This window comes from Curtobacterium sp. PhB128, from assembly GCF_004340725.1.
Lineage (GTDB): Bacteria > Actinomycetota > Actinomycetes > Actinomycetales > Microbacteriaceae > Curtobacterium.
The window spans coordinates 668,608-693,153 of sequence record NZ_SLUR01000001.1 but is presented as its reverse complement, the minus strand read 5'-3'; the positions used below and the strand labels follow the sequence as shown (position 1 = coordinate 693,153).

The following is a 24,546-nucleotide window of genomic DNA, read 5'->3' as shown; positions in this document are numbered from 1 at the left end:
CGTGCCGCCATGTGTCCGAGTGAGCTCCCGGCCGACGACCGCTACGACGCGCTGATCGCGCCGCTCCGGCCCGTCATCGAGCGGATCGGTCTCGACGCCCGCCAACGGGAACGCGAGGAGCGTCTCGCCACGGAACAGCTCGGCTGGCTCGTCGACGCCGGCTTCGCACGGTGGCGGACGCCGGTCGCGTGGGGCGGGGTCGGTGCCCGTCTGTCCGACGTCTTCCGGGCGATCGCCGAGATCGCCGAGGTCGACCCGAACCTGGCACACGTGTGGCGGAACCACTTCTCGTTCGTCGAGGACCGCGTGCACGCCGAGGGCACCGCGTTCGACCGTGCGATCGTCACGCGGCTCGGCGACGGCGAGTTCGTCGGCGGCGGGTGGAGCGAGTCGCCGAACACGACCGGGGTCGACCTCACCACGCGGATCGTCCGCGACCCGGACGGGTCCTGGCGGTTGACCGGTCGGAAGTTCTACTCGACGGGCAGCGTGTACGCCCGGTGGATCACGGTGCTGGCGGTCGACGACACCGGCGCGAAGTCCGTCGCGCTCGTCGACGCTTCCGACCCCGGTGTGCTGATCGGCGACGACTGGGACGGCTTCGGCCAGCGGATCACCGGCAGCGGGAGCGTGACCTACACCGACGTGCCGGTGCCCGACGAGCGGGTGCTGCCGTACGCGACCCGGTACCCGTACCAGGAGCAGTACTACCAGACCGTGATGCACGCGATCCTGGTCGGTATCGGCCGCGCTGCCCTGCGCGAGGGCGTCGAGGCGCTGCGGTCCCGGGCGCGCGGACACCACAACGGCACCGCGGCGGATCCGACCCACGATCCGGAGCTGTTGAGCGTGATCGGCACCGTCGACGCCCGGGTGCACGCCGCCGACGCCGCGTTCGCCGCGAGCCTCGGCCCGGTGGACGCGGCTGTCGACCGGCACACCGCCCTGCGTGCGGCCGGTGCGGACGCGTCGACGGACCCGGCGCTGCGTGCGGCGCTCGAGCGCAGCTGGGTCGCGGTGGCGCGCGCGCAGACCATCGTCACCGACGCGGTGCTCGACGCGACGACGCTGGTGTTCGACGCGCTCGGGTCCTCGGGGACGTTCCGCTCGCTCGGCCTCGACCGGCACTGGCGGAACGCCCGCACCCTGGCGTCGCACAACCCGCGCGTGCACAAGCGCCGCATCGTCGCCGACCTGCTCGTCAACGGCGCGAGTCCGCTGGACCGCTGACGGCAGGCCGCTGAGCGCTCCGCCGTAACGGACCGTCACGGGGCGCAACCCGCCGACACCTGCGTGCAGCGTGCCGAGGTGAGCACCTACGGTCGGTGCACCGGCTCGCCACGGACGCTGGGGAGGTGACCGTGGCGGGCCGTTCTGCGCACCTCGAACGGGAGGACCACCGTGACCACCGCGCCCAGCGCCCCCGCACCACTCGTCGTCGCCGTCCCGGACACGGACCTCGCCGCGGCGGCCGCCACACCCGGCGGCATCGCCCGACTCGCGGTCCGCATCGTCGGTTCCGGAGCCGCCGTCGTGGCGATCGGCACCGACCGCCTCGACGCGGCGACGAGCACCGGCCACCGGCTGGACCCGACGACCGCGGCGCTCACCCTCGGCCGTGCCCTGCCGGAGCACGGGTTCCTCGTCGCCGTGGCACCGACCCGCGAGCACCCGTACAACGTCGCCCGTCGGGTGCTCTCGCTCGACCACGTCCTGGACGGCCGGGTGGGCATCGTCGTCGGCGCCCGGGACCACGGCGCACCGAGCACCGGAGCCCCGAGCACCGGAGCCCCGAGCACCGGCGCACCGCACGACCCTGCCGAGTTCGCCCGGGTGCTCCGCGGGCTGTGGCGCACCTGGCCGCTCGACAGCATCGTCGGGGACCGCACGTCGGGGGTCTTCGCGCACACCGACCGGATCCGACCGCTCGACCACGACGGCGGGCCGGACGGCTACCGCGTCCGGGGACCGCTCACGACGCCGTCGAGCCGGCAGGGCGAACCCGTCCTCGCGGTCTGGCACGACGTCGACGTGCCCGGGGCGGACCTCGTGCTCGGGGGCGCGGCGCACCCGCTCGCACCGCTGCCGGGGGCGACGGACGGGGCGGAGTCGCACCGGGCCTCCCGGTCGACCGTGACGCGACCTCCACGACCGACGCGACCGACACGACCGACACGACCGACACGTCCGACGCTCCGCGCCCTGCTCGGGCTGGCCGTGCCGGACGCCGCGGCGGTGACCGCGTGACGGGCGCAAGCGGCGACGCCGGCCTGATCCTCGGCGTGAACCTGCAGGGGTTCGGGCAGCGTCCGGCGGCCTGGCGCACCCAGGACGTCGACCCGACCGACCTGCTCACGGCGGCGTTCTGGGGCGACCTCGGGCGCACCGCCGAACGCGGCCTGCTCGACATGGTCTTCTTCGCCGACCACCCGGCGTTCGGCGACCCGAACGTCCGCGCCTACGGACTGCTCGAGCCGTTCGTGGCGCTCGGGGCGATCGCCGACGCGACGAGCCACCTCGGGTTGGTCGGCACCGCATCGACGACGTACAACGACCCGTTCGACGTCGCCGAGCGGCTGCTGTCGCTGGACACGGTGTCCGGCGGGCGCGTCGCCTGGAACGCCGTCACCACCTACGACCGCTCGGTCTCCGCCAACTTCGGTGTCGCGACGAACCCCGACCGGCCCGAGCGGTACGCCCGCGCGGGGGAGTTCGTCGACCTGGTGACGGCGCTCTGGCGGTCCGCTGCGACGGGGAAGCCGGTCCTGCACCACGGCGAGTTCCTCGACCTCGAGGGCGTGCTCCGGGTCCCACCGTCGGCGCAGGGGCACCCGGTCGTGTTCCAGGCCGGGGGATCGCCGCACGGTCGTGACCTGGCGGCGCGGGTCGCCGAGGGCGTCTTCGCCGTCGAGTTGACGCCGGAACCGGCCCGCGAGCACCGACGCGCCGTCAAGGTCGCTGCCGAGACGTACGGCCGGAGCGCAGCCGACGTCGCCGTCGTGCCCGGACTGTCGCTCGTGCTCGGCAGCACCGAGGCCGAGGCGCAGCGCCGGTTCGACGAGCTCGAGGCCCTCGCGCCGGACGGCTACTCGCTCCGGGCGCTCGGGACGCACCTCGACGCCGACCTGTCGGGGCTCGACCCGGACGCGCCGATCCCGTCGGTGATCCTGGACCGCGAGGTTGACCCGGTCACCTACGGGCCCTCGCTCGGCTACCACGAGACGGTCGTGCGGTGGGTGCGGGCCAACAACACCTCGTTGCGGGACGTGCTGCGGGGCTTCGGCGGGTACGGCGCCCGGATCGTGGTCGGGACGCCCGAACAGGCCGCCGACACCATCGAGGACTGGTACCGCACCGGTGCCGCCGACGGCTTCAACCTGATGATCGACGAGTTCCCGCGGGGCCTCGAGACCGTCGTGGACGAACTCGTGCCGATCCTGCAGCGCCGCGGGGTGTTCCACCGGTCGTACGAGGACGTGACGTTGCGCGGGCGGTTCGCGGCGCGCGCCCGGGGGCTCTGACGCCGCACGGTGCGCGGTCCGCGGTACGGCCGCGCTGCCGCACGGTGCGAGGTTGTTCACCCCGTGCGGGCTTGCAGCCCCGCACCAGGTGATCAACCTCGCACCGCCGGCCGACCCCGCCGCCGCCGGCCGACCGCCGCCGCCGCCGCGCGGCCGCGCCCGCGCCCCGCGTGACGCCGTGTGACGGCCGGCCGGCGGCACCGTGTCACACGACGACACCGCCGGTCACGGTCCGCAACACCCGTCGCCTCGGGGCCCCGACCGCCCTAGCGTCGCCGACATGACCGACTACCTCGACCGCGAACAGGACAAGACCTTCACGAAGGTCTACAAGCAGCAGACCCCGGACATCCTCAAGGCCTTCGTCCAGTTCGACGAGTCGGTGTTCCAGGCCGAGGGCCGCGCGATCCCGCTGAAGTACCGCGAGCTCATCGCCCTCGCCGTCGGCATCACCACGCAGTGCGTCTACTGCATCGACGGCCACAGCCAGCGCGCCGTGACGGCCGGTGCGACCGAGGCCGAACTCGCCGAGGCCGCCTGGGTCGCCACCGCGATCCGCGCCGGCGGCGGGTTCGCGCACGGCCGACTCGGCTTCAAGTTCGGCGCCGACGCGACCCCGGCCGCCGCCGACCACGCCGCGCACACCCACTAGGAGGACTGCCATGCCCGACCGCATCACCCTCGTCACCGCGCTGCAGGGCGCCGGCTGGCACCCCGCCGCCTGGCGCGTCGCCGGCCCGGCCGCGCAGCGCCTGTCGAGCCTCCGGCACTGGCGCGACGTCGTCGTCGAGCAGGACCGGCTCGGCATCGACGCCGTCACCATCGAGGACTCGTTCACCGCGGGCCCGACGGCTGCCGGCCACGACCTCGACACCACGACCGTCGTCGGACGGCTCGACGCCCTCCTCGTCGCGAACGCGGTCGCCCCCGCGACCCGCGCCGTCGGTCTGGTGCCGACCGTCTCGGTGACGCACACCGAGCCGTTCCACGTCGCCACGGGCCTCCAGACCCTCGACCACGTCTCGCTCGGGCGAGCCGGGTGGCGGATCCAGGTGAGCCCGACGACCCGCGAGGCGGCCCTGTTCGGCCGCCGCCTCGGCGGCGACACCGCCGCCGACCTGTTCGACGAGGCCCGCGAGGCCGCCGAGGTCGTGTCGCGCCTCTGGGACAGCTGGGACGACGACGCGATCATCCGCGACGTCACGACCGGCCGGTTCATCGACCGCGACCGGATCCACAACGCCGAGTACGCGGGCCGTCACCTGTCCGTGCACGGCGCGTCGATCGTGCCGCGGTCGCCGCAGGGCCGGCCGCCGGTCTTCGCCCTGGCCCACCGCGTCGACGCTGCGGCGTTCGCCGTGGACGCTGCGGACGTCGTGCTGGTCACGCCCGGCTACGACGGACGGGAGGCGCGGGACCTGTTGGACGAGGTCCGTCACCTCGAGCAGGTGGCCGGGTCGGACGTCCGTCGTCCGGTCCTCGCCGACCTCGCGGTGCTGATCGGGTCCTCGACCGCTGCCGCGGCCGACGAGCTCGCCGCGCTCGACGCCGCTGCCGGTGCCCCGTACGCCGTCGGCTCCGGGTCGGACACGTCCGCGCTCGCGACGACGGTGCCCGAACTCGTGTCGCTGATCGGGGACCTGCGGGGCATCGGCTTCGCCGGCGTCCGGCTCCGCCCCCTGCGCATCCCGATCGACAGCACCGCCATCGCCAGGCAGCTCGTCCCCGCCCTCGTCACCGCCGGGCTCCGCGCCGACGTGGCGTCCCGTCCCACCGCCGACCTGCGCACGCGGCTCGGCATCGCCCCGGCGGTCAGCCGGTACGCGTCCGCACCCGCCGGTTCCGTCTCCGTGGAGGTCTCAGCATGAGCACCAAGCGTCAGGTCCACCTCGCCGCACACTTCCCCGGCGTGAACAACACCACGATCTGGAGCGACGACCGCGCCGAGAGCCAGATCGCGTTCTCGTCGTTCGAGCACTTCGCCCGCAACGCGGAGCGCGGGTTCTTCGACTTCTTGTTCCTCGCCGAGGGCCTGCGGCTCCGCGAGCAGAAGGGCCGCGTCCACGACCTCGACGTCGTCGGACGCCCGAACACCCTCGCGGTCCTGGCCGCCCTGGCCGGGGTCACCGACCACATCGGTCTGGTCGGCACCCTGCAGACGACGTTCAACGAGCCCGTGGAGCTCGCGAAGCAGCTCGCCACGCTCGACCACCTGACCGACGGCCGTGCCGGGTGGAACGTCGTGACGAGCTCGGACGCGTTCCACGGCGCGAACTTCCGCCGCGGCGGGTTCCTCGACCACGCCGACCGATACACGCGGGCCGCCGAGTTCATCGCGCTGTCCCGCGAGCTCTGGGACTCGTGGCAGGCCGACGCCGTCGTCGCCGGCACCGCCGCGGGCGGCGCGCTGGCGAACGGCGTGTTCGCCGACCGGTCGCGCATCCGCGACGTCGACCACCACGGCGCGCAGTTCGACGTCACCGGCACGTTCCCGGTGCCCCGCAGTCCGCAGCGGCACCCGGTGATCGTGCAGGCCGGTGACTCCGACGAGGGGCGCGACCTCGCCGCCACGAACGCCGAGGTGATCTTCTCGCTGCACACCGAGTTCGACGACGCGCAGGCGTTCTACCGCGACGTGACCGAGCGGCTCGAACGGGTCGGACGATCGAAGGACGAGCTGCAGATCCTGCCCGGCGCGACGTTCGTGATCGGGTCGTCGGCGGAGGACGCCGAAGAACGGTCGAACGCCATCCGTCGCGCCCAGGTCAGCCCGGCCACGGCGATCGCGTTCCTCGAGCAGGTCTGGAACCGCGACCTGTCGTCCTACGACGTCGACGGCCCGCTGCCGACGATCGAGCCCGACTACGAGGGCAGCGCGATCACCCGCGGGCGCGCACGGCACACCCGCGACGTCCCCGCGCTCGTGCAGTCCTGGCGGGACCTGGCCGAGGCCGAGCACCTGTCCATCCGCGACCTCGTCATCCGCGCCTCGACCCGCGGCGGGTTCGTCGGGACGGCGTCGCACATCGCCGCCGAGATCGACCGGTACGTGCAGGAGCGCGCCACCGACGGGTTCGTCGTCGTGCCGCACACCAACCCCTACGGCCTCGACGAGTTCGTCGACACGGTCGTCCCGCTGCTGCAGGAGCGCGGTGTCTACCGGCAGTCCTACGACGAGGGGGCGACCCTCCGGCAGACGCTCGACCTGCCCGGCACGATCCGCGACCGTTCGGCCGCCGCACGCACGGCCGCTGCGGCGGGTCCGGCGCGTGCGGCAGCGTCCGCCGGGGTGCTCGCGTGACGATCTCGAGCCTCGCGATCCTGGTCCCCGGCAACTTCGAGGACGACGCCCCAGCCGACGGTCTCGAGGCCACCCTCGACCTGTTCGCCACGGCCGAGCGGCTCGGCGTCGACGGCGCCTGGGTCCGGCACCGGCACCTCGAGCACGGCATCGGCTCGGCCGCGGTCTTCCTGGCGGCGGCGTCGCAGCGCACCACGTCCATCGAGCTCGGCGTCGCCGTCGTGCCGATCGGGTGGGAGAGTCCCTTCCGCCTGGCCGAGGACTTCTCGCTCGCCGACGTCCTGGCGCACGGTCGGCTGCAGGTCGGGCTGTCCACCGGGTCGCCGCACGCCGAGATCCTCGGTGACCTGGTGTTCGACGGCGACTGGCGCGCGTTCGACCGCGGGTACGGGCGGGTCTCCCGGTTCGTGGAGAACCTGCGCGGCGCGTTCCTCGGCGCGGACGACACCGTCATCCAGAGCCCCGGGAACGTCCAGCGCCCCCGGTTGCAGCCCTATGCCCCGGGTCTGGTCGACCGGGTCTGGTACGGCGGCGGGTCGCTCCGGTCGGCCTCCTTCGCCGGCAGTTCCGGGCTCAACCTGCTGCTCGGCAACCTCACCTCGGGTGAGGGCACCGACGACCACGGCACCGCCCAGCGGAACCAGCTCGCGGCGTACCGCGCCGCGCTGCCGACCGGGCGAACGCCCCGCGTGGCCTGGGGCCGGTGCGTCGTACCGACCGACTCGGCCGACCGGGTCTCGCGCGAGCGGTACCGCACCTGGTACGAGTCCCGTCTCGCACGGCAGACCGCGCCCCAGGGACCGCGGCGGACCCTGTTCTCGGCCGACCTGGTGGGGCCCGCCGAGCAGATCGTCGAGCAGCTCGTGCACGACGCCACGCTCGCCGAGGTCGACGAGTTCCGGGTCGAGCTGCCCTACGAGTTCGCCGGTGACGAGTACGAGCAGATCGTCTCGGACGTCGTGGCGAAGGTCGCACCGGCGCTCGGGTGGACGCGTGCCCGGACGGCGGTGGCTGCATGACCCGCTACGTGCTCTCCCGTATCGGCCAGGCCGTGCTCGTGCTCTGGGCGGCGTGGACGATCTCGTTCTTCGTCCTCTACGTGCTGCCGAGCGACCCGGCCCGCATCATGGTCGGCCCGGACGCCACCGACGTCACGGCGGCGCAGCTCGACGCGCTCCGGCACCAGTACGGCCTCGACCAGCCGGTGCTCGTGCAGTACGTCCAGCACCTCGGCGCCCTGCTCACCGGCGACCTCGGCCGCTCGATCGGCGTCGCTCGACCGGTCGCCGACGTCATCGGCGAAGCGATCGCGCCGACCGCCCAGATCGCGGTCGCCGGCCTCGTGCTCGCGATCGTGTTCGGCGGCGGGATCGCGGTCCTCGCGACGTGGACCCGGAACCGGGCCCTCGGCCAGTTCCTGCTCCAGCTGCCCCCGATCGGCGTCGCCGTCCCCGGGTTCTGGTTCGCGCTGCTGCTGGTGCAGTGGTTCTCGTTCGGGCTGCACGTGTTCCCGGCGTTCGGTGGCGAGGGCCCAGCGTCGGTCGTCCTGCCGGCGATCACCCTGGCGCTGCCGACCGGTGCCACGATCGCCCAGCTGCTGTCGAAGTCCCTCGTCCAGACGCTCCGCGAGCCGTACGTGGACACCGCGTACGCCAAGGGTGCCGGGCGGTGGCGGGTACAGCTCCGGCACGCGCTCAAGAACGCCGCGCTGCCCGCACTCACCGTGACGGGACTCATCGTCGGGCAGCTGTTCTCCGGCACCGTCGTCACCGAGACGGTGTTCTCCCGCCCGGGCCTCGGCCGGGTCACCGCCACCGCCGTGCAGCAGCAGGACATCCCCGTCGTGCAGGGCATCGTGCTGCTCGCCGCCGCGGTCTTCGTCGTCGTGAACCTGGTCGTCGACCTCGTGTACCCGCTGCTCGACCCGCGCGTCGTCGTCGCCGGCAGCCGTCGGAAGCTCCGCGACCAGGACGGCGCGACACCTGGCGCGACGCCGGGCGGGACGCCCGGCACCACCCCGCCCGGCACCACCCCGTCCAGCGCCACCAAACCGAAGGCGGTCCCCGCATGACCGAGACCACGCAGCTCGCCATCGGCCGCCCCGCGTCGCTCGTCAGCGACCGCGTCCCCGGCGGCACGACGACAGCGCTCCGCGCGCTCGTCGCCCGTCCGACGCTCACCATCGCCATCGTCTGGCTCGCCCTCGTCGTCCTCGCCGCGCTCCTGCCCGGAGCACTCACCCACCACGACCCGCTCGCCGCCGATCCGGCCGCCAAGCTCACCGCTCCCGACGCCGCGCACTGGTTCGGCACCGACCAGCTCGGCCGCGACCTGTACGCCCGCGTCGTGCACGGCACCGCGCTCACGCTGCAGGCCGCGGTCCTCGCGATCGTCATCGGCCTGGTCGGCGGCTCGCTCGTCGGGCTCGTCGCCGGCTTCATCGGCGGGGTCGTCGACGCCGTGCTGATGCGCGTCGCCGACGTCCTACTGGCGATCCCGAGCCTGCTGCTCTCGTTGACGATCGTCACCGTGCTCGGCTTCGGCACCGTGAACGTCGCGGTGGCGGTCGGCGTCGCGAGCATCGCCACGATCGCCCGCATCATGCGCTCCGAGGTCGTCCGGGTCCGCACCGCGCCGTACGTCGAGGCGGCGAGCGCGAACGGCAACCGCTGGTGGCGCGTCCTGCTCGTGCACGTGCTGCCGAACGCGGCCGGTCCCGTCCTGGTGCTCGCCGCCCTCGAGTTCGGCACCGCGATCCTCGCCGTCTCCAGCCTGAGCTTCCTCGGCTACGGCGCGCAGCCTCCGCAGCCCGAGTGGGGTTCCCTCGTCGCCACCGGGCGCGACTACATCGCGTCCTCGTGGTGGCTCACGACCATCCCCGGCCTGGTGATCGCCGTCACGGTGCTCGCCGGCAACCGCGTCGCCCGCGCGCTCGACACCGAACGGAGGGCCGTCCGATGAGCCTGCTCAGCATCCAGGACCTGACCGTCACCTACGGCCGCGGGAGCAGCGCGCGCACCGCGCTCCACGGCGTGTCGCTCGAGGTCGGTCGCGGCGAGCGCGTCGCCATCGTCGGCGAGTCCGGTTCGGGCAAGTCGACGACGGCGCACGCGGTCCTCCGGCTCCTGCCCGCAGGGGCGGACCTGACGGGAGGCACGGTGCGGCTCTCCGGGGCGGCCGACGGAACCGGGGACCTCGACCTGGTCACCGCGACCGACCGCCAGGTGCGGTCCGTGCGCGGCGTCCGGATCGGCTTCGTGCCACAGGACCCGACGGTGTCGCTCAACCCCGTGACGCGGATCGGCACCCAGGTCGCCGAGGTGCTCCGGATCCACGGACTCGCCACCGACGCCGAGGCCCGGGAACGCGCCGTCGAGGAGCTCCGCCGTGCCGGCATCGACCGTCCCGAGCTCCGCGCGCGGCAGTACCCGCACGAGCTCTCCGGCGGGATGCGGCAGCGGGTGCTCATCGCGATCGCCCTGATCGGCGACCCCGAGCTGCTCGTGGCGGACGAACCGACGAGCGCGCTCGACGTCACGGTCCAGCGGACGATCCTCGACCACCTGGACCGGCTCGTCGCCGAACGGGGCACGAGCGTGCTGTTCATCACGCACGACCTCGGGGTCGCCGCCGACCGGGCCGACCGCATCGTCGTGATGTCCGAGGGGCGGATCGTCGAGCAGGGCACCCCGGCCGAGGTGCTCGGCGCGCCCCGTGAGCCGTACACGCGCGCACTGATCGCAGCGGCGCCCAGTCTCGACGACCTGACCGCGTCCGTGGGACTTGCCACGGGCCTCCCGTCCGACCGCCCCGACCCACTCGTCGTCGCGACCGGACTGCGGAAGTCCTTCGACCGCGTGACCGCCGTCGACGGGGTGGACGTGACCGTCCAGCGGGGCCGCACCCTGGCGCTGGTGGGGGAGTCCGGGTCGGGCAAGTCGACCACCGCGCGCCTCGTGCTCGGACTCGAACGCCCGGACGCCGGCAGCGTGCGGTTCGACGGCGCCGACGTGGGCGGAGCCCGCGGTGCCGCGCTGCGGGCGTACCGGCGGCAGGCGCAGATCGTGCAGCAGAACCCGTACGCGGCGCTGCACCCGCGGTTGTCGGTGGGGGCGGTGATCGCGGACCCGCTCGCGGCCTTCGGCATCGGCACGCGGCGGTCCCGTACGGCTCGGGCGGCGGAGCTGCTCGACCTCGTCGCGCTGCCGTCGTCCGTGCTCGGTCGTCGACCGGCGGAGCTGTCCGGCGGACAGCGGCAGCGTGTGGCGATCGCCCGCGCGCTCGCACTCGACCCGTCGTTCATCGTCCTCGACGAACCCGTCTCCGCCCTCGACGTGTCCGTCCAGGCGCAGATCCTCGACCTGCTCGCCGAGCTGCAGTCGACGCTCGGCGTCTCGTACCTGTTCATCTCGCACGACCTCGCCGTCGTCCGTCGCATCGCGCACGAGGTGTCCGTCCTGCGGGGCGGCCGCGTCGTGGAGCACGGCGACGTGGCGCAGGTGCTGCACGACCCGCAGCACGAGTACACGCGCGCACTGCTCGACGCGATCCCGGGACGATCCCGGCGCGTCCCCACCACCGAAGGAGTCTCATGACCACCCACCGCACCCCGTTCCGTCTGGTGGCCGCGATCGCGGCCGGCACCGCGGCGGCCCTGGTCATGGCGGGCTGCTCGTCGGGCGGTACCGCGTCGACCTCCTCGTCGTCGAAGCCCGTCGACGGCGGCTCGCTCACGTACGCCATCGCGAACGACCCGATCACGCTCAACCCGACGGGTACCGGCGCGGGCAACGACACGCTCGCGATCACGCGGCAGCTCGTCGACTCGCTGCTCTGGCAGGACCCGTCCGACGGCTCGCTCAAGCCGTGGCTCGCGACGAAGTACTCGGCGAACGCCGACGCCACCGCGTTCACGTTCGACCTGCGCTCCGGTGTCACGTTCTCGGACGGCACCGCGTTCGACGCGACGGCCGTCAGGGACACCTTCGACGACATCGCCTCGGCCGGCGCATCGAGCACGGCCGCCGCGTACTTCTCCGGCTACGAGGGGACGAAGGTCGTCGACGACGACACGGTCGAGGTCGAATTCGGGGCGCCGAACGCCGCGTTCCCGAACGCCACGTCGTCGGTCGCCCTCGGCATCGTCGCCCCGAAGACCACCGAGACCCCGTTCGAGGACCGCGCCGACGGGAAGGCCGTGATCGGGACCGGACCGTTCACGCTGCAGTCGTACACGAAGAACACGTCCACGATCCTGACGAAGCGAAAGGACTACGACTGGGGTCCCGCAGCCCGCGGCGGCTCCGGGGCAGCGCACCTGTCGAAGGTCACGTTCCAGGTCGTGCCCGAGGCGAGCGTCCGCACCGGCAGCCTGCAGTCCGGGCAGCTCGACGCGATCAGCAGCGTGCAGCCGAGCGACGTCGACACCCTGCAGGCGCAGTACGACCTCGTCACCCGCGCCAACCCGGGCCAGGTGTTCGGGCTGACGTTCAACCAGAAGCGGCCGATCGTGTCGGACCTCGCAGTCCGGAAGGCGATCGCACAGGCCGTCGACCCGAAGGCGGTCCGCGACACCTCGCTGAACGAATTGTTCAAGGTCGCGGACTCGGTCCTCGGGTCGACGACGCCCGGGTACGCGGACACGTCGTCGGGTTCGTCCACGTCGTCGGGTTCGGCCACGTACGACCCCGCCGCAGCGCAGAAGGCGCTCGACGCCGCCGGCTGGGAGAAGGGCTCCGACGGCATCCGCTCGAAGGACGGCACGAAGCTGCAGCTCAAGCTCGTCTGGATCACGAACTTCGGACCGAACCAGACGTCCCTCGAGCTGATCCAGCAGGAGCTGAAGAAGGTCGGCGTCGGCGTCACGCTCGAGAGCGGGACCGTGCCGCAGTACCTCGCCAACCTGACGAGCGGCGACTGGGACCTGTCGTGGGACAACAGCTCGCGCGCAGACGGCGACGTCCTGCGGTCGAAGTTCTCCAGCTCGGGTGCCCAGTCGATCGGTGCATCGGACAAGACGCTCGACGCGCTCTTCACGAAGGAGCTGTCGCAGTCGTCGGCGTCCGACCGGTCGGCCACCTTCGGGGAGATCCAGCAGCGCATCGCGTCCCAGGTCGACTTCGTCCCGGTGCACGAACTCACCAGCATCATCGCGCCGGCGACGGACGTGCACGGCATCGTCTTCGGGGCCGACACCCGGCTCGACCAGCTGACCGGCGCGTGGAAGGACGCCTCGTGAGCGCCGCTCGCTCCGTCCCGCTCTCGGTGCTCGACCTGGTGCCGGTGACCGCCGGGTCGTCCGCAGCCACGGCGCTGCACCGCACCGTCGACCTGGCCGTCGCTGCCGAACGTGCCGGGTACGCCCGCTACTGGCTCGCGGAGCACCACCTCAACCCCGGTGTCGCGGGCAGCGCGCCGAACATCGTGATCGGGGCGGTCGCCGCTGCCACGTCGACGATCCGGGTCGGCAGTGCGGCGACGCTCGTCGGCAACGTCCGCGGGCTGCAGATCGCCGAGACCTTCGGCACCCTCGCGGCGCTGTACGGGCCGCGGATCGACCTCGGGCTCGGCCGCTCCGGGGCGCCGGCACCCGGCACCCCCAAGCCGCCGTCGCTCGCGCCCCGTTCGGACGAGGTCGTCGACGGACTGCTCGTGCCCGCACCGTTCGACTTCCACATCGCACCGGGCAGCCGGTTCGCCCTGCAAGGGGAGCTGCTCGGACGCGTCCCCGGTGACGTCGACCGGTTCGAGGGCGAACTGTCGCTCATCCGGGCGCTGTTCGCCGGCACCTGGTCGCGGGACGGCACCGTGGTCGAGGCGCCGCCGGCAGCAGGAGCGTCCGTCGAACTGTGGATCCACGGGTCGACCGGCGGTGAGAGCGCCCGGGTCGCCGGAGCACTCGGACTGCCGTACGGCGCGAACTACCACACGTCGCCCGGCACGGTCCTGGCGTCGGTGCAGGCCTACCGCGACGCGTTCCGCCCGGGGGTGCTCGAGGCACCGCACGTCATCGTGTCGGCGGACGTCGTCGTCGGGCGCACCGAGGCCGAGGCCGCGGAGCTGTCGCTCGGGTACGCGGAGTGGGTGCACTCGATCCGCTCCGGCGTCGGGGCGATCGAGTACCCGTCGCCGTCCGCGGCACGAGCTGCGCCGCTCGCTGCGGCAGAGGCGGCGTCGGTCGCCGATCGGCTCGCCACCCGGTTCGTCGGCGACGCTGCGGCCGTCGCGGACCGCCTCGAGGTCCTGCAGCGGGCGACCGGCGCGGACGAGCTCCTGGTGACGACGATCACGCACGACCACGACGCCCGGGTGCGTTCGTACGAGCTGCTCGCGGCGGAGTGGGCGGCGCGGGGTGCGGGTGCTGGTGCTGGTGCTGCGCGTGCGGGTGCTCGTGCTGGTGCCGGTGCCGGTGCCGGTGCTGGTGCTGCGCGTGCCGGGGCTGGCGTGGGTGCCGGGGTGCGCTGACCGAACTGGTCCGTGTCGACCCGGAACGACGAGCTCGATGTCGCACGACATCGGGCTCGTCGTTCGTGCGCGCGTGCAACCGGTGGCGCATGCAACGAGCGACACCGTGGTCGTCGTGCGACGTCGACGATGTCGTTCGGGGTCGGTGCGCGTGCGGTCGGTGCGCGTGCATGTTCCGACGATCCACCCGTTGATCGCCAGGTGGATCGTCGTCTCTTGCGCATGCATCGAGTGCGCGTGCATGTTCCGACGAGGCACGCGTCGATCACCTCGTGGAATGTCGGACGATGCACGCGCAACGAGCGACATCGTGGTCGTCGTGCGACGTCGACGATGTCGTTCTGCATCGGCGCCGACCACCCGCGCGCGCACAGAACGACTCCCTCGACGTCGTGCGACATCGAGGGAGTCGTTCCGAGTCGTTCGGACCCGGCGAACCCGGCTCAGCTCGCGTCGAGCGGCAGCCCCTCGGGGTTGACCTCGGAGTGCTCCACGGCCTCGTTCGACAGGTTGTACGACTTGAGCCACTTCGCGTACGTGCCGTCGTCGATGAGCTCGTCGATGGCGTCCGCGATGGGCTCGGCGAGCCCGCTGTCCTTCTTCGTCGTCGCCGCGATCAGCCCCTGCAGGTCCCCGCCCGCGCCGGAGAACGTGCCGGCCGTCTTCGTGGGGTTCGCGCCGTCCGCGCTCAACGTGTTCTGGTACGCGACCGTCGGGTTCGGCCCGAAGTAGGCGTCGATCTTGCCGGAGTCGAGCGCCAGCTTCACGGCGTTGCCGTCCGGGTAGTACTTGATCGTGATGGTCTTGCCCTGCTTCGCGAGGTCGGCCTTCCAGCCGAGCAGGATGAGCTCCTGGTTGGTGCCGGAACTGACGGCGACGGTCTTGCCGGCGAGCACGGACGGGTCGCCGTCGAACGTCAACGAGGAGTCCTCCGGCACCTGCAGCGCGAGGTTGTCCTGGCGGTACGAGGCGAAGTCGTACTTCTCCTTGCGCTGCTCGGTCACCGTGATGTTCGAGAACCCGGCGTCGTACTTGCCGCCGTCGATCCCGACGAACAGGTTGTCCCACGTCGCGTTCTGCACCTGGGCCTCGAGGCCGAGCTTCGCGGCGACGAGCCGGCCGAGGTCGGGCTCGGAGCCGGTCAGCGTCTTCTGGTCGTCGCCGGTGAACGCGAGCGGCGGGAACCCGGCCGGCAGCGCACCGATGCCGACGACGAGCTTGCCGGACTTCTTGATCGACGCGGGGAGTTCGTCGTGCAGCTTCTCGTCCGCGTCGACGGTGACCTTCGTCTCGGTGGCGGCACCGTTCGACGCGGCGCCGATCGTGACCGTGCCGTCCGACGCGCCGGAGCCAGAGCCAGAGCCGGAGCCGGAGCCGGCCGTCGCCGACGTGGCGCACCCGGCGAGGGCGACGACGACTCCGGTGGCGAGGACGAGGGCGCCGGCGCGGTTCCGCCAGCGTGCGGGGGTGGTGGGGGACATGGTTCTCCTGGGATCGGGCGGAAGGGGAAGAAGGAACGTCGAGGGGACGGCGTCAGCGGACGCGGGACAGGAAGTCCCGCGTGCGAGCGTGCTGCGGATCGTCGAGCACCTGGGCGGGGGAGCCCTGCTCGACGATGCGGCCGTGGTCGAGGAACACGACGTGGTCGGCGACCTCGCGGGCGAAGGCGATCTCGTGCGTGACGATGACGAGCGTGGTGCCCGTGTCCGCCAATCCCCGGATGACGGCGAGCACCTCGCCGACGAGCTCCGGGTCGAGTGCCGAGGTCGGCTCGTCGAGCAGCACGACCGACGGTTCGAGTGCCAGTGCCCGCGCGATGGCCACGCGCTGCTGCTGCCCGCCGGAGAGTTGCCGCGGCCGGGTGTCGCCACGGTCACCGAGTCCGACGCGCTCGAGCAGGGCCGCCGCACGGTCGCGCGCCACGGCACGGGGGACCCCGGCGGCGATGGGCCCCTCGGCCACGTTCTCGAGCGCGGTCAGGTGCGGGAACAGGTTGAAGTGCTGGAACACGAACCCGATCCGCGACCGCTGCCGCAGGATCAGGCGCTCGGGGAGTTCCTTGTAGCGGGGGACCCCGTCGCGCCCGGTCCGGAGCCGGACGCCGATCGTCTCGCCGCCGACCGTGACGACGCCGCGGTCGAGCGGTTCGAGGTGGTTGATCGCGCGCAGCAGCGTGGACTTGCCGGACCCCGACGGGCCGAGCACCACGGTGACGCTCCCGGACGGCAACGACAGGTCGACGCCGTCGACGACGACCGTGTCACCGAACGCCTTGACGGCTCCGTGGATGCTGATCGCTGCGCTCATCAGATGGTCCTGTCGTCGATGGTGGAAGCGGGGCCGGACGCGACCACGCGCGCGCCGGAGGCGGCCTGCCGGGCGCGATCCGGGCCTCCAGGCCGTCCCGACCCACGTCCGGAACCGCGACGCACGGCGGCCCGCACCCGCTGGAACGGCGTGGGCGGCAACGCCCGGACCGAGCCGCGGGCGGTCCACCGCTCGACGTAGTACTGCACGACCGACACCGCGCTGGTGAGCGCGAGGTACCAGAGCGTCGCGACGACGAGCAGCGGGATGATGTCGGTCGGGTAGGTGCTCGACAGGTTCTGCACCACCCCGAACAGGTCGAGCAGCGACACGTAGAACAGCAGCGACGACGCCTTGAGCAGCCCGACGACCTGGTTCACGAACGCCGGCACGATCGACCGCAGTGCCTGCGGCAGGATCACCCGCACGAACTGGCGACGCCGGGGGAGTCCGAGGGCCTGCGCGGCCTCGTGCTGGCGGTGGTCGACGGCGAGCACGCCGGCGCGGACGATCTCGGAGGCGTAGGCGATCTCACTCAGGCTCAGGCCGATCACACCGATGGCCAGGTCGCCGAGGACGTTGGCCGTGGTGACCTCGACCTGCGGCCCGAACGGGATCCCGATGCCGATCGTCGGGTACAGCGACCCGAGGTTGTACAGGAAGACGAGCACCAGGATGAGCGGCACGGAGCGGATCAGCCAGACGTAGCCCCACGCCAACCCGGACAGCACCGGGTTGTGCGAGAGCCGGGCGATCGCGACGACGATGCCGCCGGTGAAGCTGATGACCGCACTGAGCGCCGTCGCGACGAGTGTGAGCTGCAGGCCGGTCAGGATCGCCGGGCTGAACAGCCACTTCCCGACGGCCGGCCAGCCCCACGACTCGTTCGTGAACAGCGTCTCGACGAAGTTCAGGAGCACCACCAGCACGACGGCCGCGGCGATCCAGCGCAGCGGGTGCCGCAACGGGAGGACGGGCCGGTCGAGCGCGGCGCGTCCGGCGGCGTCGACGGACGTGTCGGTCGCGTCGGTCGCGTCGCTCGCGACGGTCGGCCGGGAGGCCCGTGGTGCGTCCGGCGCTCCGGCCGAGTGGTCGACGCCGGTCGCGTCGACCCCGTCGGTGCCGGCGACGGCGCTGGTCGCGTCGCGGGGCAGTCCCGTTCTGGTGTCGGTCATGTCGCGACCGTAGAAGGGTCGCGGTGCCTGGACAACGCACCGCGAAACACACCGCTACGGGGCGGAACGCTGCGTCACAGTCGCCGCGCGCATGACGTTCCGTGACGCCGGGTGCGCAGTACTGTTCTGCCATGACAGCGCACCGCGTGACCGCTCCAGCGCCCCCGGCGGACGGCAGCACGGCGAAGGGGCCGGCGTCGTACTTCCCGAGCATCGAGAAGACCTACGGCCGCCCGGTCCAGGAGTGGCTCGACCTGGTCGCCGAGCAGCTCGACGAGCACCCGCACATGCAGGTCGTCGCCTGGCTGAAGACCGAGCACGGGCTCGGCCACGGCCATGCGAACGCGCTCGTCGCCTACGCGAAGCGGGCCCTCGCGGGCTGAGTGCACCCCGGTTTCCCGCAGTGTCGGTGGCGGTGCCTAGCGTGTGGACGTGGCCGAACCCGTCGACGCGTGGTGGCGCCGCCGACAGTGGTCGCGCGGCGAGGCGGTGCCGTACGCCGTCGGGCAGTTCCGCGCCGACTGGGCGCCGTACCCGGTGCTCATCCGGCAGTACCACCCGGACTGGAACCACGGCGTCGTCCTGACCCAGGTCCCGCCGGCGGCCGAGGTCCTGCTGACGTGGGAGTGCGACGTCGGCCACGTCTTCGTCGCCACGCCGTCCGAACAGCGATCCCGACGGGGTCGTGAACGCCGACGCTCGGTGTGGTGCCCGGAGTGCGCGGTGCAGGCGCAGCCCCAGCGCTGGCCGGTCCTGCCGTCCGACTGGCCGTCGCAGGTACCGGTCCCACAGCGGGTCGTCCGGGCCACCGGTCGCCAGACCCTGCCGGCCGCGCCCTCCCGCGGCACCCCGGCCGGTGCCGTCGCCTCGAGCCGCACCCGCACCCGCGCACGTCGACCGGCGCCGGGCACGCCGCGACGTCCGAGTCAGCCGGTGCCCCGCACGATCTGCCCGAAGACCCCGCGGCTGCCCTCGGGCGAGTCCTTCACGAGCGTCTGCGCCCCGGCGACGGCGTCCGCGGTCGAGGCGGAGCTCCGCGCGGCGCTGTCCGACCGGTTCGCGTTCACCTACGACCACTCCGCGATCCGCCTCGACCGGCCGTTCTTCGACCACGTCGAGGTCTGGCCGGACATCATCCTGCCCGAGCTGCGCGTCGCGATCGAGTACGACTCGACCGGTCGCCACGGCCTCGAGCACGTCGGCCCGCGGCAGGACACCGACCGCAGGAAGGACCGCGCCGTCCGCGCCGTCGGCTGGGAGGTCGTTCGCATCCGCACCGGACGCCTGCCGGCGCTCGGGCCGTACGACCTGCAGGTGTCCGGCATCTCCGGCCGGACCGTCGATCGGCTCGCCGACACCCTGCGGGAGATCCGCGGCGACCTCTTCGTGGACGCGTACGCACGGTGAGCGATCGGGGGACAAGACCGGCCGACGGGGTACACCCCGCCTGGGTCCTCCGCGGAGCGACCGGTAGGCAAGAGGAGTGACCCCTGCGTTCTGCCTCCACGCGTTGGGGGCGAGCTCCGAGGAGTTCGCCCTGCTCCGCCGCGCCCTGATCCGCGACGACCTCGAACTCATCGGGATCGACCTGCCCGGCTTCGGCCGCAGCCCGGCGTCGTCCGGCACGACCGTCGAGGAGATGGCCGTACTCGTCGAGCGCGCGATCGGCGCCAGTGGCGCGAGCGAGTGGGTACTGGTCGGTCACTCCATGGGGGGCAAGGTCGCCACAGTCGTCGCGGACCGGACGATGTCCGGCGCGAACGGCCTGTTCGGGTTGCGCGCCGTGGTGCTGCTCGCGGCCTCGCCGCTGGCGCCCGAACCGATGGACGACGACCGCCGCGCCGCGATGCTGTCCTGGGCGGCGGACGGCCCGATCAGCGCGGCGCACGCCGCCGAGTTCGTCGACGCGAACACCGCGTCCACCCTGGCGCCCGAGCGACACACGACGGCCGTGCAGGACGTCGAGCGCGCCGATCCCGGTGCGTGGACGGCGTGGCTCACGCGCGGCAGCCGCGAGGACTGGTCCGACGCGGCCACGAACCCCGTGCCGGCACTCGTGCTCGCCGGTGCCGAGGACGGCGATCTGGACGCCGAGGCACAGCGGCGCCTGACGCTGCCGCACTGGCCCGACTCGGAGCTCCACGTCGTCGAGGGTGCCGCACACCTGCTGCCGTGGGAGCAGCCCGAGGCGGTGGCGGACCGCATCCGCGACTTCTGGACCCGCCGGTTCACCGGGGCGCCCGTCGTGCCCGTCGAGCAGGCACGGGTGATCGCCTCGCCGCGGGTCAGCGCGCGCATGCGCTCCCTGTTGGCGGCCCGCGCGCTGCCCGACGACCCGTCCGCCGAACCGCGAGCGCTCACTGCTCGGCAACTCGACACCCTCCGTGCGATCGCGCGCATCGTCGTGCCGCAGCCCGGCGACGGTCAGGTGGACCTCGCCCTGCGCGTCGACGACCAGCTCGCCGCGGGGCTCGGTGACGGATGGCGCGTCGACGGCACGCCCACTGACCTCGAGGCGTACCGGGCAGCGCTCGACGTACTCGCCGGGCCGGCGCAGGACGGCGTGCTCGACAGCGCCCTGCAGGACGTGGCCGCCGGTCGGTACGGCGCCGACGGTGTGCTCGACGCCGTGATGGATGCAGCACAGCTGCGGGTTTGGTACGAGGACGCCAGCGTCGACCTCGTGAAGCACTGGCTCGCGCACCCCGCGACGATGGCGGCGATCGACTTCGACGGCTTCGCGAACGGGGGCGACGGCGTCCGCAAGCAGGGCTTCCAGTTGCTCGCCGCCGACCAGCGCGAGGCCTGGGAGCCAGCGGCACCCGACCGCCGCGAGCGCACCCGCGACGACACGCACGAGGACACGCACGACGGCACCACGACGACGGAAGCAGCACGATGAGACTCGACGGACAGCGCACCTACGGCACGGACGACGTCGTCGACGTGGTGGTCGTCGGCACCGGAGCCGGCGGAGCGCCCCTGCTGGCATCTCTGGCCCGACGTGGCCTACGGGTCGTCGCCCTCGAGGCCGGTCGCAACACCGAGCCGGGCGACCACGTGCCCGACGAGGTCGCCGCGCCCGGTGACATCAACTGGATGGACGAGCGGCTGAGCGGCGGCGGCGCACCGACGGCGTTCGGCCCGAACAACAGCGGCACCGGAGTCGGCGGTTCGACGCTGCACTGGGGCGCGTTCACCCCGCGTCCGAGCACGCACGACCTGTCGCTCCGCTCCGCGTCCGGTGTCGGCGAGGACTGGCCGATCAGCCACGCCGAGCTCACCGGGTGGATCGAGCAGGTCGAACACGACGTCGGGGTCGCTGGCCCCGAGCACTACCCGTGGGACCCGTCGCGCCGATACCGGATGCGTCCGCCGGCGCGCAACGCCTCGTCGGACATGATGATGCGCGGGGCAGCGGCCGCCGGCATCACCGCGACCGACGCCCCCGTCGGGTTGACCACCGAGGACCGCCACCAGGAGCACCATGGCCTGCGGCACGCCTGCGTCTCCTGCGGCTCGTGCCACCAGGGCTGCCGCAACGGCGCGAAGGTCTCGATGGACACCACCTACCTGCCCGCCGCGGTGGCGTTCGGCGCCGAGATCCGGCCGGACTCCTTCGTGCACGGCATCGAGCTCGATGCTTCCGGCGAGGTCAGCGCCGTGCTGTACACCCACGACGGCCGCGAGCACCGGCAGCGCTGCCGGGCCCTCGTGCTCGCCGCCGGCGGCATCGAGACCCCGCGCCTGCTGCTGCACACCGGGCTCGCGAACAGCAACGGCCAGGTCGGCCGGAACTTCACCGCGCACGGGGCCACCCAGGTCTGGGCACGGTTCGACGAGTCGATGCGCTCCTACCGCGGGTACCCGTCGTCGATCATCACCGAGGACTTCGTCCGCCCCGCCGACGCGGACTTCGCCGGCGGGTACCTGATCCAGAGCCTCGGCGTGCAGCCCCAGACCTTCGCCAACACACTCATCCGGGGTGGCGGCCTGCGCGGCGCCGAGCTCGTGCGGGCGCTGCAGGACTACCCGCACTCCGCGGGCGTCGGCATCAACGCCGAATGCCTGCCGTACGACGACAACCGGCTGGTCCTCGCGGACGAGGTCGACGAGCACGGCGTGCCACGCGCCCGGGTCTCGTTCACCCCGGGCACGAACGAGGACGCGATCCGCCGCCACGCGGTCCGCACCATGACGACCATCGTCGAGGCCGCCGGCGGCAAGGACGTCCGGGTCCTCGAGCGCACCGCACACACCATCGGCACGGCACGCATGGGCGCGGACCGCGAGACCTCGGTCGTCGCCCCGGACGGCCGCTCGTGGGACGTCCCGAACCTGTGGATCGCCGACAATTCGGTGTTCCCGAGCGCCGTCATCGCGAACCCGGCGCTGACGATCATGGCGCTGTCCCTGCGCACCGCCGACCGGATGCTCCGCGCGGCCTGACCGGCCTGGGCGGGCCGCCGACGTGGGCGGGCTGCCGGCGTGGGCGGGCCGCTGGCGCGGACGCGTTCCGGTCCGCTCGGTCAGCCGCGCAGGGCGAGTGCCTCGCTCGTCCACCGGGCGTGCAGGTCCCACGGGTCCTCCACACCGGCCGCGACGGCGTCGACGTGCGCGAGCAGCTCCGGTGTCGCCCGGAACCACTCGGTGCCGGGGTACCGGGTGGCCGCGAACTGCGCGTGCCGCCGACGTTCGAGTGACCGGTCGCCCCGCTCGAACGCCAGGAGGTCCTGGTGCGGGATCGCGGCCAGCCGCTGCCTCGGGTTCATCGTCGTGCCGATCTTCACCCGGTCGCCGAAGTCGTCGCGCATCCGCAGGTAGTACACGACGTCGACCCGCGGGGGAGCGAGGTCGCCGTCGGGCACGTCGCCCCACCGCCACTCGCACCGTGCGCAGACGAACGCCGCCGGGAACCGCACCCCGACACGGGATCCGCACACCGGGCACGGGCCCGGCAGGGCGTCCTCGACGCCGACGTGCTCGGCCGCGAACTCCGTCACCAGCGTGACGTGCGTCGCACACAGGGGCACGCCCGCGAGCGCGTCCGCAGCGGGGCCCGCGCAACCCGGCACGCAGCACGACGAGGTGACCATGCCCGGAACGCTAGCCGGACCCACCGACGCGCCCCGGGCCTCCCGGCAGCCTTGCGCACCCGCGCACCCGTGCCGGACCGGTGCGTCCCTGCCGGGAACGGGCGTACCTGGTCGGTTGGAACGACCAGGTACGCCCGTTTCCGCTTTCCACCGCAGCCGCTCTGGGAAGGACCGGGCGTACCTGCCGGGACCGGGGCGCGCCCGAGCCGGACCGGTGCGTACCTGCCGGAACCGGGCGTACCTGGTCGGTTGGAACGACCAGGTACGCCCGTTTCCGCTTCCCACCGCAACCGCTCTGGGAAGAACCGTGCGTCCCTGCCGGAACCGGGCGTCCCTCCCAAAACTGGGCGTAGCTGCCGAAACCGGTGCGCACCCGTGCCGGACCGGCGCGTACCTGCCGAAACCGGGCGTACCTGGTCGGTTGGAACGACCAGGTACGCCCGCTCCCGCTTCCCATTGCAACCGCTCTGGGAAGGACCGGGCGTCCCTGCCGGAACCGGGCGTACCTGCCGGAACCGGGCGTACCTGCCGGACCTGTGCGTACCTGCCGGGAACGGGCGTACCTGGTCGGTTGGAACGACCAGATACGCCCGTTTCCGCTTCCCACCGCACCCGCTCTGGGAAGAACCGGGCGTACCTGCCGGGACCGGGCGTACCTACCGAAACCGGGCACACCCGTGCCGGACCGGTGCGTACCTGCCGGGGACGGGCGTACCTGGTCGGTTGGGACGACCAGGTACGCCCGTTTCCGCTTCCCATCGCAACCGCTCTGGGAAGAACCGTGCAGGCCGAGACCGGTCAGTCGGTGAAGATCACGCCGACCGGCTCGCGCTTCTCCTCTTGGAACTGGTCCTCACCGCGGCCGAGCGCCCAGTAGGCCGACAGCGACATCTCGCGCTTCTCCAGCCCCCAGTCGTCCTGCAGCAGCCGACGGATCGCCTTCATCGCGGTCCGCTCGCCGTGTGCGAACACCTGGACCGGTCGGGAGGCACGGGGCAGCGCCCGGGCCGCGTCCAGCAGGAGCGTGCCCGGCTGGGCGCCGGTGGCGTCGCGGTGCAGCCACCGCAGGTCGACCCCCGCCGGGTGCGCGATCTCCTGCTCGTCGGCAGGGCCGGCGACCTCGACCAGGGCGACGCCCGTGGCCGTGTCGGACATCGACTCCAGCGCGGCGCCGATGGCCGGCAGGGCGCTGTCGTCGCCGAGCAGGACGTGGGTGACGTCCGGGTCGTCGACGGGCGTGTAGCCACCGCCGGGACCGGACAGCGCGAGCTTGTCGCCGGGCTGCGCCGCTGCGGCCCAGGGCCCGGCGAGCCCGTCGTCGCCGTGCACGACGAAGTCGACGGCGATCGTCTTCGCGGTGTGGTCGACGGCCCGCACCGTGTACGTGCGGCGTGCCGGTCGGTCCTGCTTCGGCAGCGTCTCGCGCAGTTCCTCGAGGTCGTACGGGGACTCGAGGCCGAGCGACGGCTTGGCGAGCAGGAGCTTGACGTACTTGTCGGTGGCGGCCAGCTTGTCCGGGTCGGCCGTGCCCACGAAGTCGTCGAAGGCCGGTCCGCCGAGGTGGACGCGCACCATGTGGGGCGACAGTCGCTCGGTGCGGTCGACGACGAAGACGTGCTGGGGGCGTTTGGGCTTGGAGCTCATCGGTACGAGCGTCCTCTCTCCTGCTTGACGTTTGTCGA

General features: G+C 72.9%; 21 protein-coding genes. 16 read left to right on the top strand and 5 right to left on the bottom strand.

Annotation, left to right across the window (positions count from 1 at the left end):
• The first annotated feature begins 9 nt into the window (after positions 1-9).
• The 12 genes from EDF23_RS03115 to EDF23_RS03060 all read left to right on the top strand — a co-directional run bounded on the left by EDF23_RS03115 (position 10) and on the right by EDF23_RS03060 (position 14,286).
• A complete protein-coding gene (locus EDF23_RS03115; RefSeq protein WP_131920376.1) occupies positions 10-1,230 on the top strand; it encodes an acyl-CoA dehydrogenase family protein in 1,221 nt (406 codons plus the stop codon).
• Between the two features lie 171 nt (positions 1,231-1,401).
• Positions 1,402-2,247: an LLM class flavin-dependent oxidoreductase gene (locus EDF23_RS03110; protein WP_165900983.1), complete on the top strand. Its 846-nt coding sequence runs from the start codon at positions 1,402-1,404 to the stop codon at positions 2,245-2,247.
• Positions 2,244-3,521, top strand: coding sequence for an NtaA/DmoA family FMN-dependent monooxygenase (locus tag EDF23_RS03105; RefSeq protein ID WP_207895427.1), 1,278 nt, complete (start codon positions 2,244-2,246; stop codon positions 3,519-3,521). The genes EDF23_RS03110 and EDF23_RS03105 overlap by 4 nt, the downstream gene beginning before the upstream one ends.
• A 280-nt stretch (positions 3,522-3,801) precedes the next feature.
• Positions 3,802-4,173: a carboxymuconolactone decarboxylase family protein gene (locus tag EDF23_RS03100; RefSeq protein ID WP_123938209.1), complete on the top strand. Its 372-nt coding sequence runs from the start codon at positions 3,802-3,804 to the stop codon at positions 4,171-4,173.
• A 10-nt stretch (positions 4,174-4,183) separates the two neighbouring features.
• A complete protein-coding gene (locus EDF23_RS03095; protein WP_131920372.1) occupies positions 4,184-5,389 on the top strand; it encodes an LLM class flavin-dependent oxidoreductase in 1,206 nt (401 codons plus the stop codon).
• The gene (locus EDF23_RS03090) at positions 5,386-6,822 is read left to right on the top strand and encodes an NtaA/DmoA family FMN-dependent monooxygenase (protein ID WP_165900982.1); all 1,437 of its coding nucleotides are present in this window, start codon (positions 5,386-5,388) and stop codon (positions 6,820-6,822) included. The genes EDF23_RS03095 and EDF23_RS03090 overlap by 4 nt, the downstream gene beginning before the upstream one ends.
• Positions 6,819-7,841, top strand: a complete 1,023-nt coding sequence (locus tag EDF23_RS03085; RefSeq protein WP_131920371.1) for an LLM class flavin-dependent oxidoreductase — start codon at positions 6,819-6,821, stop codon at positions 7,839-7,841. Before EDF23_RS03090 ends, EDF23_RS03085 begins: the two co-directional genes overlap by 4 nt.
• Positions 7,838-8,893 carry an ABC transporter permease gene (locus tag EDF23_RS03080; RefSeq protein ID WP_131920369.1) on the top strand — a complete coding sequence of 352 codons (1,056 nt, stop codon included), beginning with the start codon at positions 7,838-7,840 and terminating at the stop codon, positions 8,891-8,893. Before EDF23_RS03085 ends, EDF23_RS03080 begins: the two co-directional genes overlap by 4 nt.
• Positions 8,890-9,783: an ABC transporter permease gene (locus EDF23_RS03075; protein WP_131920367.1), complete on the top strand. Its 894-nt coding sequence runs from the start codon at positions 8,890-8,892 to the stop codon at positions 9,781-9,783. The genes EDF23_RS03080 and EDF23_RS03075 overlap by 4 nt, the downstream gene beginning before the upstream one ends.
• A complete protein-coding gene (locus EDF23_RS03070) occupies positions 9,780-11,417 on the top strand; it encodes an ABC transporter ATP-binding protein (RefSeq protein WP_131920366.1) in 1,638 nt (545 codons plus the stop codon). The genes EDF23_RS03075 and EDF23_RS03070 overlap by 4 nt, the downstream gene beginning before the upstream one ends.
• Positions 11,414-13,060, top strand: coding sequence for an ABC transporter substrate-binding protein (locus EDF23_RS03065; RefSeq protein WP_243648789.1), 1,647 nt, complete (start codon positions 11,414-11,416; stop codon positions 13,058-13,060). The genes EDF23_RS03070 and EDF23_RS03065 overlap by 4 nt, the downstream gene beginning before the upstream one ends.
• On the top strand, positions 13,057-14,286 hold the full coding sequence (locus EDF23_RS03060; RefSeq protein WP_131920364.1) for an LLM class flavin-dependent oxidoreductase: 1,230 nt from the start codon (positions 13,057-13,059) through the stop codon (positions 14,284-14,286). The genes EDF23_RS03065 and EDF23_RS03060 overlap by 4 nt, the downstream gene beginning before the upstream one ends.
• A 443-nt stretch (positions 14,287-14,729) precedes the next feature.
• Here the strand turns inward: EDF23_RS03060 and EDF23_RS03055 are convergent, their stop codons facing one another.
• From EDF23_RS03055 to EDF23_RS03045, 3 genes are read right to left on the bottom strand one after another with little or no spacing between them, the layout of a single operon-like run.
• Positions 14,730-15,767 carry an ABC transporter substrate-binding protein gene (locus EDF23_RS03055; RefSeq protein ID WP_131920362.1) on the bottom strand — a complete coding sequence of 346 codons (1,038 nt, stop codon included), beginning with the start codon at positions 15,765-15,767 and terminating at the stop codon, positions 14,730-14,732.
• A gap of 52 nt (positions 15,768-15,819) precedes the next feature.
• On the bottom strand, positions 15,820-16,593 hold the full coding sequence (locus EDF23_RS03050; RefSeq protein WP_131920361.1) for an amino acid ABC transporter ATP-binding protein: 774 nt from the start codon (positions 16,591-16,593) through the stop codon (positions 15,820-15,822).
• Complete coding sequence (locus tag EDF23_RS03045; RefSeq protein WP_131920359.1) at positions 16,593-17,768, bottom strand: amino acid ABC transporter permease; 1,176 nt, start codon at positions 17,766-17,768, stop codon at positions 16,593-16,595. Before EDF23_RS03045 ends, EDF23_RS03050 begins: the two co-directional genes overlap by 1 nt.
• 131 nt (positions 17,769-17,899) lie before the next feature.
• On the opposite strand from EDF23_RS03045, the gene EDF23_RS03040 reads away from it, so the two are divergent.
• The 4 genes from EDF23_RS03040 to EDF23_RS03025 all read left to right on the top strand — a co-directional run bounded on the left by EDF23_RS03040 (position 17,900) and on the right by EDF23_RS03025 (position 22,217).
• Complete coding sequence (locus tag EDF23_RS03040) at positions 17,900-18,151, top strand: DUF4287 domain-containing protein (protein WP_131920357.1); 252 nt, start codon at positions 17,900-17,902, stop codon at positions 18,149-18,151.
• A 49-nt stretch (positions 18,152-18,200) separates the two neighbouring features.
• On the top strand, positions 18,201-19,175 hold the full coding sequence (locus tag EDF23_RS03035) for a zinc-ribbon domain-containing protein (protein ID WP_131920355.1): 975 nt from the start codon (positions 18,201-18,203) through the stop codon (positions 19,173-19,175).
• A 76-nt stretch (positions 19,176-19,251) separates the two neighbouring features.
• Positions 19,252-20,670 carry an alpha/beta hydrolase gene (locus tag EDF23_RS03030; protein WP_131920354.1) on the top strand — a complete coding sequence of 473 codons (1,419 nt, stop codon included), beginning with the start codon at positions 19,252-19,254 and terminating at the stop codon, positions 20,668-20,670.
• Complete coding sequence (locus EDF23_RS03025) at positions 20,667-22,217, top strand: GMC family oxidoreductase (RefSeq protein ID WP_131920352.1); 1,551 nt, start codon at positions 20,667-20,669, stop codon at positions 22,215-22,217. Before EDF23_RS03030 ends, EDF23_RS03025 begins: the two co-directional genes overlap by 4 nt.
• A gap of 80 nt (positions 22,218-22,297) precedes the next feature.
• Here EDF23_RS03025 and EDF23_RS03020 read toward each other — a convergent pair whose 3' ends face one another.
• Entirely contained in the window at positions 22,298-22,864 is a 567-nt protein-coding gene (locus EDF23_RS03020; protein WP_131920350.1) for a GIY-YIG nuclease family protein, read from the bottom strand.
• A gap of 798 nt (positions 22,865-23,662) precedes the next feature.
• Positions 23,663-24,508, bottom strand: a complete 846-nt coding sequence (locus EDF23_RS03015) for a siderophore-interacting protein (protein WP_131920348.1) — start codon at positions 24,506-24,508, stop codon at positions 23,663-23,665.
• Positions 24,509-24,546: the final 38 nt, after the last annotated feature.